This is a genomic window from Leptotrichia wadei, from assembly GCF_007990545.2.
Classification (GTDB): Bacteria; Fusobacteriota; Fusobacteriia; order Fusobacteriales; family Leptotrichiaceae; genus Leptotrichia; species Leptotrichia wadei.
In genome coordinates this window covers 1-18859 of the sequence record NZ_AP019829.2, presented here as the reverse complement: position 1 = coordinate 18859, position 18859 = coordinate 1, and the positions used below count along the sequence as shown (strand labels likewise).

13 protein-coding genes and 1 pseudogene are annotated in these 18859 nt (G+C 28.9%); all 14 read right to left on the bottom strand.

All coding sequences use genetic code 11. The annotated features are described in order from the left end of the window. Window positions 1–785: 785 nt before the first annotated feature. Window positions 786–2453, bottom strand: a complete 1668-nt coding sequence (locus tag FVE73_RS00070; RefSeq protein ID WP_146997804.1) for an AAA family ATPase — start codon at window positions 2451–2453, stop codon at window positions 786–788. Window positions 2454–3155: 702 nt separating this feature from the next. Next, window positions 3156–4220 (bottom strand): DUF5362 family protein, encoded by a 1065-nt coding sequence (locus tag FVE73_RS00065; RefSeq protein ID WP_018498424.1) that lies wholly within the window; start codon window positions 4218–4220, stop codon window positions 3156–3158. A 65-nt stretch (window positions 4221–4285) separates the two neighbouring features. Then, entirely contained in the window at window positions 4286–4858 is a 573-nt protein-coding gene (locus FVE73_RS00060; RefSeq protein ID WP_018498423.1) for a DUF5362 family protein, read from the bottom strand. Window positions 4859–5206: 348 nt separating this feature from the next. Next, window positions 5207–5773: an aminoacyl-tRNA hydrolase gene (gene pth, locus FVE73_RS00055; RefSeq protein ID WP_018498421.1), complete on the bottom strand. Its 567-nt coding sequence runs from the start codon at window positions 5771–5773 to the stop codon at window positions 5207–5209. Between the two features lie 31 nt (window positions 5774–5804). Continuing rightward, window positions 5805–7208 (bottom strand): MATE family efflux transporter, encoded by a 1404-nt coding sequence (locus FVE73_RS00050; RefSeq protein ID WP_018498420.1) that lies wholly within the window; start codon window positions 7206–7208, stop codon window positions 5805–5807. A gap of 105 nt (window positions 7209–7313) precedes the next feature. Then, window positions 7314–9206: a tRNA uridine-5-carboxymethylaminomethyl(34) synthesis enzyme MnmG gene (mnmG, locus tag FVE73_RS00045; protein WP_018498419.1), complete on the bottom strand. Its 1893-nt coding sequence runs from the start codon at window positions 9204–9206 to the stop codon at window positions 7314–7316. 25 nt (window positions 9207–9231) lie between these two features. Continuing rightward, window positions 9232–10146, bottom strand: coding sequence for a lipopolysaccharide kinase InaA family protein (locus tag FVE73_RS00040; RefSeq protein WP_018498418.1), 915 nt, complete (start codon window positions 10144–10146; stop codon window positions 9232–9234). A gap of 28 nt (window positions 10147–10174) precedes the next feature. Then, entirely contained in the window at window positions 10175–11203 is a 1029-nt protein-coding gene (locus FVE73_RS00035) for a tetratricopeptide repeat protein (protein ID WP_018498417.1), read from the bottom strand. A 115-nt stretch (window positions 11204–11318) separates the two neighbouring features. Next, complete coding sequence (locus tag FVE73_RS00030; protein ID WP_018498416.1) at window positions 11319–12119, bottom strand: spherulation-specific family 4 protein; 801 nt, start codon at window positions 12117–12119, stop codon at window positions 11319–11321. Window positions 12120–12612: 493 nt separating this feature from the next. Then, complete coding sequence (locus FVE73_RS00025; protein WP_018498415.1) at window positions 12613–13656, bottom strand: DciA family protein; 1044 nt, start codon at window positions 13654–13656, stop codon at window positions 12613–12615. Window positions 13657–13672: 16 nt separating this feature from the next. After that, window positions 13673–14764 carry a DNA replication/repair protein RecF gene (recF, locus tag FVE73_RS00020; protein ID WP_018498414.1) on the bottom strand — a complete coding sequence of 364 codons (1092 nt, stop codon included), beginning with the start codon at window positions 14762–14764 and terminating at the stop codon, window positions 13673–13675. 30 nt (window positions 14765–14794) lie between these two features. Then, window positions 14795–16018 (bottom strand): annotated as a pseudogene (locus tag FVE73_RS00015) (AAA family ATPase); the annotation flags it as partial. A 72-nt stretch (window positions 16019–16090) separates the two neighbouring features. Then, complete coding sequence (gene yaaA / locus FVE73_RS00010) at window positions 16091–16327, bottom strand: S4 domain-containing protein YaaA (protein ID WP_018498412.1); 237 nt, start codon at window positions 16325–16327, stop codon at window positions 16091–16093. Window positions 16328–16939: 612 nt separating this feature from the next. Then, window positions 16940–18289: a chromosomal replication initiator protein DnaA gene (gene dnaA, locus FVE73_RS00005; RefSeq protein WP_018498411.1), complete on the bottom strand. Its 1350-nt coding sequence runs from the start codon at window positions 18287–18289 to the stop codon at window positions 16940–16942. Between the last annotated feature and the right edge of the window lie 570 nt (window positions 18290–18859).

The window sequence follows — 18859 nt, the reverse complement described above, 5'->3', positions numbered from 1 at the left end:
TTAAGTCATCTTTGTCAAAAAAATAGTTGTTGTTTTTTATATAAATTTCTTTATTCGCATTAAAAATTTTTATTTGGTCATTATTTAAATAATTAATTTTATAATTATACCTTTTTATTTTAACGAATAACATAATAATTAAACATATTGATATTTTTATTTTATAGAAAAAATAAAATAATAATATTAAAAATATTATTACTATTTTATTTTCGATAAAACTTTTATATTCTAAAACTTTTTCATTTTTACTTTCAAAGAAAAATAATCTTTGTTTTAATTCTTTAAATATTTCTTCATAATTAATAACATTACTTATCACTATACTATTTTTATCGCCTTTAAATAATTCTTCTTGTCTATTAAATAAACTTGTATTATTGGTTGGAAAATTTATTATTATATCTGCTGAATTCAATAAATTTTTTCTCAGAAAAATCATTTCTATTTTATCATATTCTATTTTTTTACTTTCTGTTCCAAAAAAAATTTCTAAATAATTTTCTGAAAATATTATTTTCTTTCTTTTTAATTTTATTAATAATTTAAAAAAAATTTGTAATATAACTACAAATATATAAAATATCATAACAAAAACAGCATTAATTAATAAAATATAATAATGTTTTATATCACTTTTTATAAAAAAAATAAATATAGGACTCATAAAGTATACACAAATATATGCAATTAACAACATTCTAAATTCACTATAATGATAGTCTATTTTTTTACTTTTGATTTCAAGTTCCACATTGACCTCTCTGTTATCTTACTTTAAACCTCTATTTAAAAACAACCTTCACTTCTTTCCCATAAAACGCAACCCCAATCTTCAAAATATTCTTTATCCCTCTTGCCTTCAATTTCGTATCATATTTCTTCTCATCAATTTGCTTCAACGCCTTCTGTGCTTTCTCTTCCATCCCCTTTTTCGTCTTCGATATTTTAAATTCCATAAGATAGGCTTTTTCGTTACTTTTTATTGGAATCATCGCAAGGTCATATCTTCCATATCCGCTTTCATCATTTGAAATAATCTCATATTTCCCCATCAAAAATCCTACAAGCCCTATCATAAATACCTGATAAATCTTCTCCATTTCCTTGTCCAAGTCAAAATGGCTCAGCATATTTATCATTATCTCTCCCAATGTTTTCTCAAATTTCTTAATGTCTCCATTTTCAAGCGCTTTTATCAAAGTATTTGTTTTCACTTCTGTTCCAAAAAATCTGTTCAAGAACATATTCCCAAAATATTTTCGTATTTCCTTATTTGGAATTCTCAAGTTATAAACATCTGTATATTCTGAAGTTACATCTATTTCCTTCTGCTTTTCATCCTTTGTCAAATATCCACTGTATAAAAGTAATTGCCATATCTCATCGTCGTTACTTAAAAGACTATTTATCGTAGTTCCATCCGAAATATATTTTTCAATACTTTCTCCATCAGTAAACCGTTTTAAATCATCATAAACACTTTCCCCAGCATGATCAAGCATATTCTCTAAAAGCGTATTTCCTGAAACATTTGCCCAGTATGCCTTAATTTCTCCATTATCAATATAATTCACAATAGACCATGGATTATACACTTCACTTTCTCCAAAAATATATCCATCATACCATTCTTTAACCTCTTCAATTTTGTATTTCATCCCAAAGTAATCAAGCATTTCAATCACTTCACTTTCAAGAAGTCCAAAATACTCTGAATATTTTTTATTCAATATTGTATCTACTTTTAAATTATTTAAACCAGAGAATATCCCTTCCTTTATAATCCTTGTTATTCCTGTCAAAATACCATATTTCAAGGAATTGTTTGTCTTTAGTGCTGAACTGTAAAATGTTTGAAAAAAGTTTATCGCTTCATTGTAATATCCTTTATCAAAAGCATTTATTATTGGAGCATCGTATTCATCTATTAAAATTATGACTTTTTCTCCATAATATTTATTTAAATAATTTGATAAATCTAGGAGTGATGTTTTAAAATTTCTCTCATTTCCTGTTATTTCCCAAATTTTATCAAACTGTCTTTTTTCAACAATATTTAATTTTTCTCTTAAAAAACTGTACTCATTAAAAATTTTATACATAATATCCTTAATGCTTTCAAGACATTCTTCCCAAGTATCTTCTTTCAAATCCTTCAGTGAAATGAAAATTACAGGATATTTACCCTGTTCACTCATATATTCACTATCATATATTTTCAAATTTTCAAAAAGTTTTTTATTTTCTTCTTTATCTTTTACATCAAAAAAATATCTTAACATCGACATATTCAATGTTTTTCCAAATCTACGTGGTCTTGTAAAAAGTGTTACAGGAGCTCTGTTTATCAATAATTCTTCTATTAACATCGTTTTATCTACATAATAATAATCTTCGTTTATTATTCTTTCAAAATCTTCAATTCCCACAGGAACAGCTTTTTTTCTCATAAAATCACTCCCTCTTTTATTTTTCATAAATTGCATTATTAATTGCAACATTTTACCAAATTTTTTTTAAACTAATTTCATGTAAAAATTTTTCAATTGGCGTTGCATAGTTTAAATATTTCCTTGGCCTTGAATTTATCAGCATTAAGGTTCTTATCAAGTCTTCTGTCTTCCATCTTTATTGCTACATAAAATCTTGTCTTTAACTCCACAAATGTTGCAAAGCAAGCTTTGCTTTCCCCTCTTGCCGAAACTACAGAATCCTGTTCAGGAGACCATGTTTTACAGAGCCTGTCTTCTATTAGTTTTTTCAATTCGGAAGTAATTTTTAAATTTCTTCTTTTATTAGCAGCTTTTGCATTGGCATCTGACTGAGCATTTTCAGAAGAGTATTCTCCATTAATTCTTTTTATCCCACGGTAAATGGCAGCCCTGTGCCTGTTAAGGATTTGAGTAATTTTAGAAATTTTGTAATTTTTTTTTAGCAGAACCTCTGGTTTATTTCTTTCATTTATGGTAAAATATTATGGCTCATGATATATTTCTTTTCGTTAATGTTTTTGTGGTTACTAACATTTTAACACGAAATTATCATGAGTTTTTATATTTTTTTAGTTTGTCGCAATATATTATACAATCTATGATTTAAAAAATGAATGATTCACTTTCTACTTATAGAAATCCAAAAAAATTATAAAATCTCTATTGACTTTCATATTTTTTAATCGCATCTACAAACACTTTTTCTTCACTTGATAAAGGTATTGAATCTTGATTCGAAATATGTCCGTGATACCAAGATTTTGAATTAAAATAACCTTTTAAATCTCCTGTAAAAATGTATCCTTTTTCTGCATACAATGTGTTTCTTAATAACCGAAGTTTTTCTTTAGAATAATTTTCTAATACTGATTCATTTCCATTTACTACTTCATCCATTACTTCATGTAATTCATCTAATTCTTCTCCACTATCATTTGATGTCTGTGTTTGTGATACAGAACCATCATTATTAATATTTGGTAATCCTTCTTTTTCTCTTACCGCATTAATAAAGGCTTTTTCATAATCTGTTAATCGAATTGTATCTTGATCTGCTACAGTTCCATGATACCAAGGTTTTGAATCGAAATAACTTTTCAAATCTCCTATGAAAATGTAACCTTTTTCTGCATACAATGTATTTCTCAACAATCTTAATTGTTCTTTTGAATATTTATTCAATGCATCTGTATCACCATTTGTAACAACTTCTTCCATTAATTTATGTAATTCGTCTAATTCAGGTGCTGATTGATCATTGCTTGATTGATCTGTTGTAGTATTCGTAGTATTTGTATTATTGTCATTAGTTGTTGAAATCGAAGCCATTCCATCATTTGGATTACTTTTTGGTAATGCTTTTGAAGCATTAATTACTGAAAATACTAAAATAACAATAAACAAAAATATTGAAACTATTCCTGCAATATATATCATAAATATTACTTTCCAGTATTTTTTGTAATTAATAAAAAATTTCTTAATCTCATTTATACTTTTGCTAAATTTATAATCTGATAAATTCCCACCTGATGCAAATAAATTTTTCCCTGCAAATATTATTGGAACCCCTATTATTGCTCCTATTATTGTAAGTGAAGCAAGCACTCCTTGTATCATCAAAATAATTCCTATTATTTTATGTATAACCGATATCCAATTAATCGAATTTAAAAATGTCATATCTAAAAAACTATTTCTGTTATCTGAAAAATTATTATCCATATTTATCTCCCTTTATTTTCAACTATTTTTGTATCTCTTATATCTGTAAATTTCCTAATTTTATATTAATATTCATATCCTGTATGTCCACCTGAAAAAGTACCAAGAAGTGCTGCTATTGTTCCTGCAAATACTACAAATCCAATTATTATTAATATAATTGAAATCAGCATTGATACTAATAAAATTACCCAGTATTTTTTATATTCATCAAAAAACATTTTTAAATTCGACTCTTCTCTAGTAATTTTATAATTGAATAAAATTTTACTTGTGTCCATTAATTTCATACTAGCAATAATCATTGGGATTCCTGTTATTACTCCTACTATACTTAAAGATGCTAATACTCCTTGAATTATCCCTAATATTCCAAATATTTTATGGATATTTATAATCCAATTCACAGAACTCATAAATTCCATTTCGTTTATTTCTTGATATCCATTTATATTTCCATATTGGTTGTTTTGGTTGTATTGATTATCATGATTTAAGTCTTGATTTCCATGATTAGAATTATCTGTATGACCAATTCTATTTTCTGTATCTTCCACTCGTTCTGCTTCTTTTATTTGTGACTCAGTTTCCCTTTTGCTTGCTACTTCTATCTCAAAATTTTTATCATTATCTTCCATAACATCTAACCTCCATTTATTAAAAAATACTTTTATCTCTATTATTTTAGCATATTTTTTGATTATTACAAGTATCATGAGTTCTATTTTATTTTAAATTTGTTGCATTTTATTATACAATCTATCTCTCATAAAATCACTCCATTATTTTTTCTTTTTTCTATTGAATTGTTTTTATTTGATTTTATTTTATTCAAAATTCCTCTAGAATTTTTTTCCACTTTTTTTATTATTTTATATTAATCATATACAAATGCAGATAATTATTTCTTAATCAGTCCATAAAATCTCATCTTCAACTCCACTTTTTAAAAAAAATGCAACAGATCCACTACTATATTAAACAGCTTATTTAGTATTATATTTATTCATTAACTTTTGAACCGTCATATCATCCTTTATATCATCTATCAAATTAAAAATCTTTTCTCTTGAATCTTTTAAAACTTCCTTTTCTTCTGGTGAAAATTTCCCAAGTACAAACCCCAATGTCTCTTCCTTTGTCTTCGGCTTTCCAATTCCAAACTTTATCCGTACAAATTCATTTCCAACATGTGATATAATGGATTTTATCCCATTATGCCCGCCCGCACTTCCGTTTTGCTTAATTTTCAATTTTCCAAACTGCATATCCATATCATCATAAATTACAAAAAGTTCAGTTTTTGGATCAATCTTAAAAAATCTGACAGCTTCTCCAATCGCTTCTCCGCTCAAATTCATAAATGTAGTCGGCTTTTGATAAAAAACTTTATCCCCATTATAATTTGTCTGCACAAACAGCGATTTAAACTTTTCTCTCACATCATTTATATTATTTTTCTTCAAATATTCGTCAATAAATATAAACCCAATATTATGCCTTGTTAATTTATACTCTTCTCCAGGATTTCCAAGCCCCACTATTAATTTCATTAAATTCTTTTCTCCTTTATTTCAATCTTTTTTAATCAACCTCATCTATTTTCGGAATTTTTTTCATTTCCTTTTTCAAAATAATTACCGATACAATAAATGCCACCAGATCCGCTACCGGAAATGCGAACATAATCCCGTCAACTCCCATAAAGTACGGTAAAATTATGAGCAGAGGCAAAAGTGATATAATTTGTCTTACAAGGGACAAAAAAGCCCCTTGAAATGCTCTTCCAATTGATGTTAAAAACATTGTAATGGCACTTTGTACACCGTTCAGGAATATAAAAAATAAAAATATTCTCATATATTTTGTTCCATATTTAAAATAGAGCTCGCTTCCGCTGCCAAAAATGGAGATTATCTGAACTGGGAAAAACTGGAATACCGCAAATGCCACTAATGAAATGACAAATGCCACTTTTAACGTTAATTTCAATATTTCCCAAACTCTTCCATATTTTTTGGCACCATAGTTATATCCTGCAATAGGCTGTGCTCCCTGTGTCAGCCCCAATACAATTGCTATAAATATGACATTTATTTTCATAACAATTCCAGCAACCGCAATAGGAATTTCACTTCCATAAATAGATTTTGCTCCATATATCTTTAGCAGATTATTTGTTACAATTTGAATAATTAAAGCGGAACATTGGAAAATAAAAGGCGAAGTTCCTAATGCAAATAAAATCCCTATTTCCCGTATTCTTATCTTAAAATCCCTTAATTCAAATTTTACGCTTTTAAACCTGAAAAAATACAAAGCAAGCATAACTGCTGACACAAACTGCCCAATTACTGTTGCCCAGGCTGCTCCATCCATTCCCATATCAAATCCAAACATAAACAGTGGATCCAGTATCGTATTCACAAGTGATCCGACAACTATCGCAAGCATTGAATAAAAGGCATTTCCATCAGCCCTTACCAAAGGATTTGCCCCTATTGCAAATAATAAAAACGGTATTCCTAAAGATGTAATCTGAGTATATTCAATTGCATAGTCAAAAATCTGATTTGTAGCACCAAACACTGTCAGCATCGGCTTTAAAAAAATATTAATTAATACGCATAGGACAATTCCACCTAAAAGAAGCATCGTTACCGCTGTTCCTGCTACACTTTTTGCCCTTTTTGGACGTTTTCTCCCTAATTCTAGATTAAAGTTAGTCGCAGCTCCAACTCCCGTCATAAGCCCAATCGCAAGGCAAATCGTCGTAAGCGGGAAAGCTACATTCGTAGCCGCATTTCCCAAAAATCCGATTTTTTGCCCGATAAAAACTTGATCCACAATATTATAAAGTGCATTTACAAGATTGGCAATAATTGCCGGTATTGCAAGTGAAATCAGAAGTTTTGGGATTGATTCCGTTCCAAACCTTGTTTTTTTGTTATCTGCTAAACTATTTTTTTCTTTTATACTTTCTTTCATTTTTTTCCTTCCTAAATTTTCAAATATCATAATAAAATTAATCAAAACTGAACTTGAAAACCATAACCATGCTATTCAAACTCTAGTATTATTTAACTTTATACATCAATTCTTCAAAATCGCAATTAAAAGTGAAATATCATTATAAGTAACTCCACTAATTCTGCTAGCCTGTCCAATTGTTTCCGGCTGTCCATACATAAGCCCAGAAATAGCAATATTACTAAGCCCTTTTACGCTTTCATAGTTAAAGTCCTTTGGAATTATCATTTTTTCCAGTTTTTTAAATTTCTCAATCTGCGCCTTTTCCCTTTCGATAAACACATTATATTTTGCATTTATTTCCACTTGCTCCTTCACCAAATCAGATAATTCCACAGTTTCCGCAAATTCACTTAAATTATCATAATTGATTTCTTTTCTTGCAAGAAATTCAAAGGCTGAAACAGGGCTGTTCATACTATTTTTACTATTTTTTTCAACTTCCGCACTTTCAGATTGATTTTGTTTTTCTACAATTTCAAATAATTTTTCATTATTTTCCTTAGTCGGATAAACCGTAATTCCTTTCAATCTTTCAATTTCATTTTCAATTTCCTTACACGTATTTTCAAGTTCGGCTAATTTTTCAGCATTTAATAACCCAATTTCCTTCGCTTTTTCCAAAAGTCTTATAAAAATGTTATCTTGACGCAAAGTCAGTCTGTATTCAGCTCTTGAAGGCAATACACGATAAGGCTCTGGCGTTTTTTTATTTATTATATCATCAATCAGAACGCCGATATACCCCTCACTCCTGTCAATCACAATTTCCTTTTTTCCTAAAATTTTTCTTGCAGCATTGACTCCCGCCATAAATCCTTGACAGGCAGCCTCTTCATATCCACTCGTTCCATTAATCGTTCCCGCTGTATAAAGTCCATCCAGAACTTTTGTTTCAAGAGTTAATTTTAACTGATATGCAGGTACAAAGTTATATTCCACAGCATACCCGTAACGTACAATTTTGGCATTTTCAAGCCCGCTAATTGTCTTTAACATTGCTTCCTGTGCAAATGGAGGCATTGCTGTCGTAAATCCGTTTATGTAGATTTCATCTGATTCTACAGATTCCTGCTCTAGAAATATCTGATGATTTGTTTTTTCTGGAAAGTTCATAATCTTTCTATCAAGCGAAGGACAATGCCGAGGACCTTTTGTACTTACAACTCCTGTCACAATGGGCGAATATTTAAGCATTTCCTGCCCCACACGAATAGTTTCAGGTGTTGTAAATGTCAACCAAGTTGGCAAAGTTGAGTTATATTCTTTTTTTGTTTCATAAGAAAAATATCGTGGTTTGTCTTCTCCTTTTAATTCCTGCATTTTAGAAAAGTCAATTGAAGATTTGGCAATTCTTGGAGGGGTTGCAGTTTGATACCTGTCCAGCTCAAATCCATATTCTGCAAGCCTATCTGGCAAATCCACGCTTGCAGGCTCTCCTTGCCGTCCTGAAGAATACTTTACATCCCCCATAACATATTCTCCGCCTAAAAAAGTTCCAGTGCACAAGACAACCGCCTTTGCCCCATATCTAATCCCAAGATTATCTTCCACTCCCATAACCTTCTTATTTTCCACAATCAAATCCACAACAATCCCTTGAACTAATTCCAAGTTTTTCTGCTTTTCAATAATTTCCCTCATTTTAATTCTATACCAGTATTTATCAGCTTGTGCTCTAGTAATTCGTGAAGCCAGCCCCTTCGTATGATTCAAATTTTTCAGCTGCAAATTATAATTGTCAATATGTCTAGCCATTTCTCCGCCAAGCATTCCAAGTTCCGATACCAGATGGCTTTTTCCAGGACCTCCAACCGATGGATTACACGACATCATCGCAATATTATCAAGATATATCGTAAACAACGCTGTTTTCAGTCCATGTCTTGCTGCAGCAAGAGCAGCTTCCACCCCAGCATGACCCGCTCCAACAACAATTATGTCATAATTTCTCATTTTTTATTTATCCTTTCATTTACTCTTATTTTTTCCTTTTAAAAATATTTCTAAATGGACGTGTAATATCCATAAAATCTACATATTTCTTATGTTTTCTAATATAATATCTCAAATATCTAAAAACTGTCTCTTCCCGCTGTTTATAATACTTCGCATATTCATTAGCAAAAATTCTAGCTATTTTTTCGTTTTCCATCATTCTCGAAACATTTTTCATTCTTCTATTTAAATTAAATTTTACATTAAACTTCATTCTATTCAAATCCACAAGATAAAATTCATAATTCCCGCTTTTATCCTTAATTAGCACATTTCCAGGCGAATAATCCTCAAATTCCACTCCATTTTCATGCAAATTAAACGAAAATTTTGCAAATTGCTTTATTATTTTTTCACGATTTTTTTCAACTTTTGTAAGCATTCTTTCCATTTCTTCGCTTATTTTGTAATTTCCCCCTTGCTTAGCCTTTTCCTCCTCAATATCTTCAGGCCAAAAAACTTCCCTGCAGGTAAAATCATATTTCAACTCTTCACTTATATAATAACTATTTTTTTTATTATTTTCATTCATAAAATCGTCAAAATAAGCAATTGGTTCTGGCGTCTTTATTTTGTATTCCAATAATTTTTTTGCATACTCATAAGAACGTTTTGCCTTTGAGCCTTTAAATTTATAGAAAAAATTTGTAATAAAATCCTTTCTCTTAAATTTTTTTACATTTATCATTTTTTTTGCTTTAAAATCATCAATTTTATTATTTTTTTTCCTTTTTAAATTCACTCTTTCCAAATTATTTTCAAAATCTATTTCAAATCTTTTTATCTCATTTCTCCCAGATTCTACAACATATTCCCCAGCTTTATCAAAATTTTTCAATACATTTATCAATTTTTTTTCATCATATTTCCTATTAACTTCATATTTTTTTTCTTCCATTTGAAATCCCCATAATTTTTAATTTTTTTTACTCTTCTGAATTTTTCTTTTTTTCTCTTTCAAATTTTCTCTTATTTTTTCTTATTCTTTTTCTCAATTCCTTTAGAAATTCCTTATCTTCCATAATTTTTTCCATTTTATCCACACATTCAAGTGCCCTGTCATATTTATGCTGTAATTCCAGAATATAAGCTAAATTCACATAATGTCGAAAATTTTCAGGCTCTAGGATTATCATTTTATCACAAACTTTTTGTGCACTTTCATAATCTGCAACTTTCACAAAAAATCTTCCTTGCAAATTCAGCATTTTTATCCGTGAAAGCTTTTTATTTTCATTTGTTGCGTTTTCATAATTTAAAAGCAAAATCTTTATTTCACTATACTCTCCAGCTCTAAATAATATCTCAAAATAATCTTCAAATATATAATCTTCCACATTTTCACAATTTATAGCAATATTATAATATTTTATAACTTCCTTTATATTATTCGCATAAGCCATTGTATCGCCCATTCGTGCATAAAGTGAAAATTCCTCCACTTCGTTAAATTTAAAATTTAACAATTTTTCATATTCAGAAATGGCCTCGTCATATTTTCCCATCATTGTAAGGCAATCGCCCTTTTCAACATACGCTTCCGAGCTTTCAGGCTCCATTTCTATCGCAATATTAATATTTTCAATTGCCTTTCTATAATACTTCAACAAAGCATAGGACATTCCCATATTAAGATACACAAAATAATTTTTTTCTATTTCCAGAAATTTTTTATAAAGCAAAATTGCCTTTTTCAGTCTCCCAAGCGACTGATAAATAAGTCCCAACGTAAAAAGCGTATCCTTACTCTCAGGATACTTTTTATACAATTTTTCAGCATACTCCTTCGCTTCCTCGAACATCCCAAAATCTGTATAAATTTTGGAAAGTGTCATGAGTGCCGAATAGTTGCTCTCATCAATTTCAAGCACTGACTTCAAATACACAAGTGCATCATTATACTTATAATTTTCTATTGACTTATCCGCTTCCTTCAATAATTCTTTAATATACATTTTTTCTCCATTTATGTTTAAATTCTTTTATAATTTTTAAAAGTCTATAAAATTTCATTAATACAGTATTTTTTATATTTTTTCTTTTAAAAAACCTAAATAACAATAATAAAAATTAATCATTAACCATATTTACCATATTTACCATTTCCACAAATTTAGATGGCTTCCTGTCATAAGGATTTGGCATAACATCATCTGTTATCATGAGCCATCCTGCATTTCTCTCTTTTGATAACCTTATAATTTCCGCATAGTCCTTAGGATTAGCACTATGCACAATATGCCAAATATGTTTTGCATTTGCCTTATTATTCTCAAAATTAGATTTCGGCTTCTCAAATTTGTTAATATACACATTTGCACTTACCTCACTTGTTACAAAAATATCCGCATAAGGTGAAATCGCATCAGTAATCGGTGCTCCTGGATTGGCAATCACGAAATTATTTTTAGACTTATTTTTCACATAATCAAAAACTTCCTTCATATAATTTACCTGTTGCAAAGTATCCGAAGCAATTTCATCAAAAAAGAATCCATTTATATTATCTTTGCCATAAAATTCCAAATATCTGTCAACTTCATCTTTTACTTTCCCAATATTTCTCTTTTGATAATTTGTCGGAATATAAGCAATATTTTTTATCCCAGCTTCCTTATTTTTTTTAATCTGAGCTGCATAATTCACTTCTACCTTTTTTCCTGCACCATTATTTGGATTTATCAGTACATAAGGAACCTTCTCTTTCCCCAGTATCAAAATATCATTCCAAAATGAATTTTTTCCATCTGGGTAAGTATACGTTGTAGCAATCACAGACTGTTTTATTTTCACATTATCTTTATTAATATTCTTATCTGAAAATCCATTAATTCCCAAGAGTATTCCAATCATTAAAAATATTTTCTTCATTTCCTTTTTTACCTTCTTTCAATTTTTTTATCAAATAGTTAAGATATATCATTTTAACATATTTTTTAGTTTTAATAAACCGACGGAGCTCTTATTTGTTCAACTACGACTGCCTGATGACTAGAATGAGGAATTTCAGAGTTGGGCAAATAAAAGTCAGAGTCTAGCCATAGGTATTACGTAGCGATTCTTGCCACAATTTTAATTATTAGAATGAACCTTCATTGCAAGATAAGGATTTGCGGCAATGAGCAATCCTGTGAAAATAAAAGAAAAAACATAATAAAAATAGTAAAAACTGTTATTAAACAAATAATCTAATACTAAATCCCATAAAAAAATAGAAACTGTATTGAAAACAAGAAGTTTTAATTTCTTGATAAATAGTGTATAATTCAAAATTTATTAAACATTTACTCTCTAAATGAGTAATAATATTAATCCGAATAAATCATGATATTGAAATATGTTTTAAAAAAATTTTGCTATAAAATCAATATCTCCTACTATTCTCAAGCCTAAATTTCATATCCTTTCTTAACCTTCTCAAAGCCCACTTTCTCTCAATCTTAAAAACCTCCTCATTATCACTCCCGACTTTATAATCCACATAATTCTTTATAAATTTTTCCACATCTTCCCTTGACTCACTCCGAATTTCAAACTCATAATCCTCATTTAAAGAAATTTCCCTGTTTTTTTCAAGGCAGTAATAAAGCATATCATTGTAAGTCTGCTGTGCCAAAATATCCCGTGCCTTATAATATGTGGATTTATCGGTATTTGTCATTCGGACTGCCTGTTTTTCTGAAATATACGGTTTATTTCTTATTAAATCTGTTATTTTCTGAAATTTCTGATTTTTCTCATTCATTCTGCACTCAAAACACATTTTTTCATTACTTTCCTGCAAAAATAGAATTTTACAATTCTCACACTCTATATATCCAATACTTTTCAAATATTTTTCTCTTTTTTTCAATTTTATTGCAATTTTTTCCAAATTTCTAGCAATGTCCTCATATTTTTCATCAATTTTATCAATATTCTCATGAATTTCCTTAATTTCCTCTGAAGAAAGTATAATATCCTCTATTCTTCCTGTAATTTTATTTTCTGCTTCAATATTTACTTCTTTTTTCCTAACATTCCCTTTTGGAATCTCCCCAATTCGAATTGTCCCTCTATTTTCCTCATTTTCAATAAGTTCATCCAATAAATCACGTTTTACTTTATAATTTATTTTCATAAACTCTATATTTTCCACAAATTCTCCATTCAAGAAAGTATTTATTTTTTCCTTTATAACTTCTTTACACATTATTGTTGTATGATAAATAACATTATCATTAATAACTACAATCAAATTTCTATTAAATAGTCCCTTCGGATAAGTTTTTTCACCAATTGGACCATTTACAATTTGCTTCCAACTTTTCTTAATTTTCAAAAAAATATATTTCTCATTTTTTAAAAGTGAACTTTGCTTTTCAATCGCCTCTAATGCCAAACTTTTTAATTCTTTAATTTCTTCCATTTCTCAACCCTTTTATTTATTTTTTTTCTACAACTTTTCCCTTTTCCACAATAAATTTTTTCCCTTCTATTCCCAAATCCTCTGTCGAAGTTATAAAACACTGGATTTTTTTATTTGCAAAATAACTTAAAATACTTTTTTTTCTGACTTCATCAAAATATGAAGCGATGTCGTCCATTATAAATATCGGATACTCCTTTTTTTCCTTTATTAAAATATCAATTTCTGAAATTTTTAGCGAGAATATTATGGATTTTTTCTCCCCTTGTGAAGAATATGCCTTTGCATTTTTCCCATTCAGCTCAAAGATAAAATCATCTTTTTGAGGGCCAAGCAGGCTGTATCCAAGAAACTTTTCCCTCTCGCTTTTCCTTTTACATAACATTTCAAATTTTTCCTTCAATTCTTCCCTAGTCTTCTTTTCCACATCTCCAAGAAAACAGTCATATTTTAATTTTAATTCTGAATTTTCATCAAATAACTTACGATAATTCAAGTTTAATAAAATTGATATTTTTTTTATAAACTCCTGCCGATTTAAAACAATATTCAGCCCCTCCTCTATAAATTTTTCGTTATAAATCTTATAAATTTCCTCGCCAGTCTTTTTTTCCTTTATAAGCTTGTTCCGCACCTTCAATATTTTCTCAAAATTCACAATCGACTGTAAATACTCCTTTTTTGCCTGCGAAATCTCATAATTAAAAAAGTTTCTCCTAACACCAGGATTCCCAATAATCAGCTCAATATCTTCAGGAATAAACGAAATAATGTTAAGTAGCCCCACATAATTTATATATTTATTTTTTTCCCTATCAATATAAAAGTCCTTCTTATCCTCATTCACATCAATAGCAATAGCATTTTCCGACAAATCCTTATGTCTATACTTCCCAAACACAATCAGCCTGTTCAAATTATACTTGCGAATCTCCTTAACCTTCTTAGTCCTAAAGCTTTTCCCCGTAGCCAAAAAATGGACAGCCTCAATAAGCGATGTCTTCCCCTGTCCATTTTTCCCATATATTAAATTAAAATACCTGTCAAACTTCAACTTCCCATCCACAAGGCAACGAAAGTTATTAAAACTAATCTGATCCAAATACATCGCTATTTCTTTCCCTTCACACTATAACTATCTGTAACTACTTTCCCCAAAATTTACATCAATAAATTTCTTCCTAAAAAACTCCCTTACCTCCCTATTAGGCAATCTCAAGGAATACACATCCTCATAGTCTTCCCCAATTTTTTCATTAATAGTCAAATATCCGCTAAATAAAAGAAGTTCCCAAATTTCCTCTTGCCCCAATAAACTAGATAAATCAGAATTACCACCGATATTTTCTTCAACAGTTTCTCCATTAAAAAGAGCTTCCAAAGTTTCCATAATTTCAGAATCTGTATTTTTCAAAATCTGATTAATCAAGAAATTCCCAGAAGTATCAATCCAGTGAGAACCAATTTTTTTAGATTTTAAAAATTTTAAAATACTCCAAGGATTATACACATCAGAATCACCAAATTTATAACCGTCATACCAAGCCTTAACATCAAAAAGTTCATACTTTACATCAAAATATTCAAGAGTTTCTTCAACCTCACCCTGATTAAAACCAAAAAACTCGGAATATTCATTTTCTAAAATAGAATAAACATTTAGATTGTTCAAGTCAGAAAATATTCCAGCCTTAATAACCCTTATAATTCCAGTCATAACTCCCATTTTTAAATATTGGTTAGTTTTCAGTGCTTCTCCGTAAAATACTTTAAAAAATGCGACGGCATCACTATAATAATGATGTTCATAAGCAGAAATTAAAGGACTGTCGTATTCATCAATTAATAAGATAACTTCTTTTTTATACTTCTGAAATAATATTCTAGTTAAAAACAGCAAGGCATTTTTTAATTCAGAAAAATCTGCATTGCCCATTAAATACTTCTTAAATCTAGGCAAATCATACTCATCCAAGTCTTCCAAAAGATACTTGTATTCAGAAAACAATTCTAAAACTAGCAGTCTAATTTCCTGTATTGCTTCCTCCCAAGTTTTCGCCTTTATGCTTTTCAATGAAATAAAAATCACTGGATATTGTCCCTGTTCAGACATATATTCAGACTTTTCAACATCGAGTCCATTAAATAACTTTCTATTTTCTTCTTTATTTTCAACATTAAAAAAATATTTTAACATCGACATATTAAGCGTTTTCCCAAATCTTCTTGGACGTGTGAATAGCTTTATTTTTGATTTATCCTCTAAAATTTCTCCTATCCATTTTGTTTTGTCAATATAATAACAATTCTCTTTTATTACTTCACTAAAATCTTCTACTCCAATTCCTATACCTTTTTTCATAAAAATCTCCCCTTATATTCTCCACAGCCTACTTTCACAACTATTTGTCTTTTTAGTAAATCAGCAAACTATTTAATGTCTTGCCCTTACAACAACTTTTTCTCCAGCAAACTCCACAATATCCCCATCATAAATTTTTTTCCCACGTCTAGTTTCCACAGCATCATTTACTTTCACTTCTCCATTCAAAATAAACATTTTTGCTTCCACTCCAGAACCTGTAAAGTTTGCCCATTTCAAAAGCTGATCCAATTTTATAAACTCAGTATTTATCGTAATTTCTTCAATTTCACTATCTATATTTTTCATTTTCTTTTCTCCTTCTATTTTTTTTTAATCATTAATAAAATTAATGGTTAATTTTTCTGTGGAAAACTCATTTTTTTTGTGGAAAACTTTTTCCACAATCTTTTCCACATTTTTTCCACAATTATATTTTATCCTTATCTTTACTAACTTTTATGACTAATCATTTTTCCACATTATATTGTGAATATAATTTTCATCTATGTGGAAAACTTTTTATATTTTTTATTTATATAATTTTTCAACCACTTATATTTAATCAAAAATTAATTAAATCTGTTTATACACAAATGTGGATAACTTTTTTTAACAATGTGGATAACTAAATTTTAGTTTTACACAATATAATTTTACTTTTCCACAATACTAGTATTAATCAATAATCTTAACAATCTTTTTTCCACAATTTTTGTGGAAAACTTTTCAATATACTGTGGATAATTGATTTTTATTTTTCCACAATCTTAAAATTTATTTTTTTAATTAATTATAATATAATTATCTTGATAATAAATATTTATAAAAATTAACATTGTTGAAAACTTTTTCCACTGTGGAAAATTTTAGATTTTTTTACATGACTTTTCCACAAAGTTTTCCACACCTTTTACACAATTACTTCTTGAATATCTTCTTATTTAATGTATTAATTTCCTTCTTAAAAACAATATCTTCTTTTGTTTTTTTATCAATTTTTCTAATACTGCTTATAACTGTGCTATGGTCTTTTCCACCAAAAAGTCCACCTATTGCAGTTAGGCTTAAATCTAAATCATCGTTATTTTTTAAGAGATACATTGCGATTTGTCTTGTTTCAACTATCTTTTTTTGACGTTTTTTAGATTTCATATCGGCTACGCTAACGTTATAATGTGTAGAAATCATTTCTATTACTTTTTGGGCTGTCACCTTAGATTGTTCCCGCTTTACATTGTGCATAAGCATTTCCTGTACCAATTCCAATGTTATTTGTTCATTTAGAAGTTTTGCCCTTGCATTAAGGTTCGTCAGTGTTCCTTCCAGCTCTCTTACGTTTGTATTTAAAGAATCTGAAATATATTCTAGGATGCTGTCATCTATCTCGATTCCTTGTGCTTCAGCCATATTTTTTAAAATCATCATGCGAGTTTCATAACCTGGACTTTGTATTTCCACAGTTAAGCCTGACAAAAATCTTGATTCTAAACGTTTTGACAGATTCTTTATTTCTTTTGGCGACTTGTCGCTTATCATTATTATTTGCTTTCCCAGTTCCTGCAATTTATTAAAGGTGTGGAAAAACTCCTCTTCCACAGTTCCTTCTCCACGTCCAAATACCTTTTCAAAAAATTGTATATCATCTAAAAGAAGCACGTCTAAAGCACGAAAGGTATCACGAAAATGCTGAATCCGTCCACTATTTAAAACTTTAAAAAACTCATTTGCAAATTCTTCTGAAGTGGAATAATAAACTCGTTTTGTTGGATCCTTTTCTAAAATTGCATTTCCCACAGCCTGCATAAGATGAGTTTTTCCAAGCCCTGAACTTCCAAAGATGAAAAGCGGATTATAAACAGTCGGATTTTTCACAACTGCAAGACATGCATTGTATGCTAACCTGCTGTTTTCCCCAACTACAAAATTATCGAGCCGATGTCTAGGATTTAATCCGGTATGAATTGGAGCTTTTTCCCTTGTTTCCTTTGGAAGTCTGTGTGTTTCAGATTTATACAACATTACATCCTGTTTTTTTACTTCAAAGTTCATTTTAATTTCCTCATCTGTCACAATTTCCACAATTTCTTCCATCTGGCTTTTATACTTTTCCACACTTTCCTTTATTAATTTGGAATTACAAGTAAGTGTAAATACATTATCTTCTATTTTTACTGCCTTTACATTCTCAAAAAAAAGTTCAAACTCTCCTTCATTAATCTTCCTTTTCATAATTTTTTTTACTTTTTCCCACAATTTCACGACATCCATCTGCTATTTCCCTTCTTTATATTATCAATTTATAATAAAGTCATTATCGTTTAACCTCTAATTTGATTTAACTATAACATATATAAAATAAATAATCAAGATTTTGGGAAAAAGTTTTCCACATACTTTTCCACATGAAAAAAATATCTATTAATCTGATATTTACAATAGTTATGTTATTTTTTTTTTACTTTTCCACAAAAATTTATATCCTTATATTTAGGGATTTTCCACAGCTTTTCCACATTTAATTTAGTTTTCCACATTTGATGTTGATAAGTGTGTGGATAATATTGTTGAAAAAAGTTTTCCACAAAATCAACAAAAGTTTTCCACAAGTTATTCTCTAGCAAACCCTTTATTCATCAATATTCCCACATTTCCACAGTGCATAATAATAATATATATAAATATATATATTATATTAGTTATTATAGGAATGTGGATAACTGAAATATTATTTAAAAAAAAGTACTACATAAAAATCAATTTCTTATATTTTTAAAATAACCTATTCAACAAAATAACAAAATCTTATAAGTTTTAAATTTTATATAGGATTTTATACAT

Excerpts from the sequence above, each read along its gene's own strand:
- FVE73_RS00070 (WP_146997804.1), bottom strand. The coding sequence starts at position 2,453 with ATGAGAAAAAAAGCTGTTCCTGTGGGAATTGAAGATTTTGAAAGAATA.
- FVE73_RS00065 (WP_018498424.1), bottom strand. The coding sequence starts at position 4,220 with ATGGATAATAATTTTTCAGATAACAGAAATAGTTTTTTAGATATGACA.
- FVE73_RS00060 (WP_018498423.1), bottom strand. The coding sequence starts at position 4,858 with ATGGAAGATAATGATAAAAATTTTGAGATAGAAGTAGCAAGCAAAAGG.
- pth (WP_018498421.1), bottom strand. The coding sequence starts at position 5,773 with ATGAAATTAATAGTGGGGCTTGGAAATCCTGGAGAAGAGTATAAATTA.
- FVE73_RS00050 (WP_018498420.1), bottom strand. The coding sequence starts at position 7,208 with ATGAAAGAAAGTATAAAAGAAAAAAATAGTTTAGCAGATAACAAAAAA.
- mnmG (WP_018498419.1), bottom strand. The coding sequence starts at position 9,206 with ATGAGAAATTATGACATAATTGTTGTTGGAGCGGGTCATGCTGGGGTG.
- FVE73_RS00040 (WP_018498418.1), bottom strand. The coding sequence starts at position 10,146 with ATGGAAGAAAAAAAATATGAAGTTAATAGGAAATATGATGAAAAAAAA.
- FVE73_RS00035 (WP_018498417.1), bottom strand. The coding sequence starts at position 11,203 with ATGTATATTAAAGAATTATTGAAGGAAGCGGATAAGTCAATAGAAAAT.
- FVE73_RS00030 (WP_018498416.1), bottom strand. The coding sequence starts at position 12,119 with ATGAAGAAAATATTTTTAATGATTGGAATACTCTTGGGAATTAATGGA.
- FVE73_RS00025 (WP_018498415.1), bottom strand. The coding sequence starts at position 13,656 with ATGGAAGAAATTAAAGAATTAAAAAGTTTGGCATTAGAGGCGATTGAA.
- recF (WP_018498414.1), bottom strand. The coding sequence starts at position 14,764 with ATGTATTTGGATCAGATTAGTTTTAATAACTTTCGTTGCCTTGTGGAT.
- yaaA (WP_018498412.1), bottom strand. The coding sequence starts at position 16,327 with ATGAAAAATATAGATAGTGAAATTGAAGAAATTACGATAAATACTGAG.
- dnaA (WP_018498411.1), bottom strand. The coding sequence starts at position 18,289 with ATGGATGTCGTGAAATTGTGGGAAAAAGTAAAAAAAATTATGAAAAGG.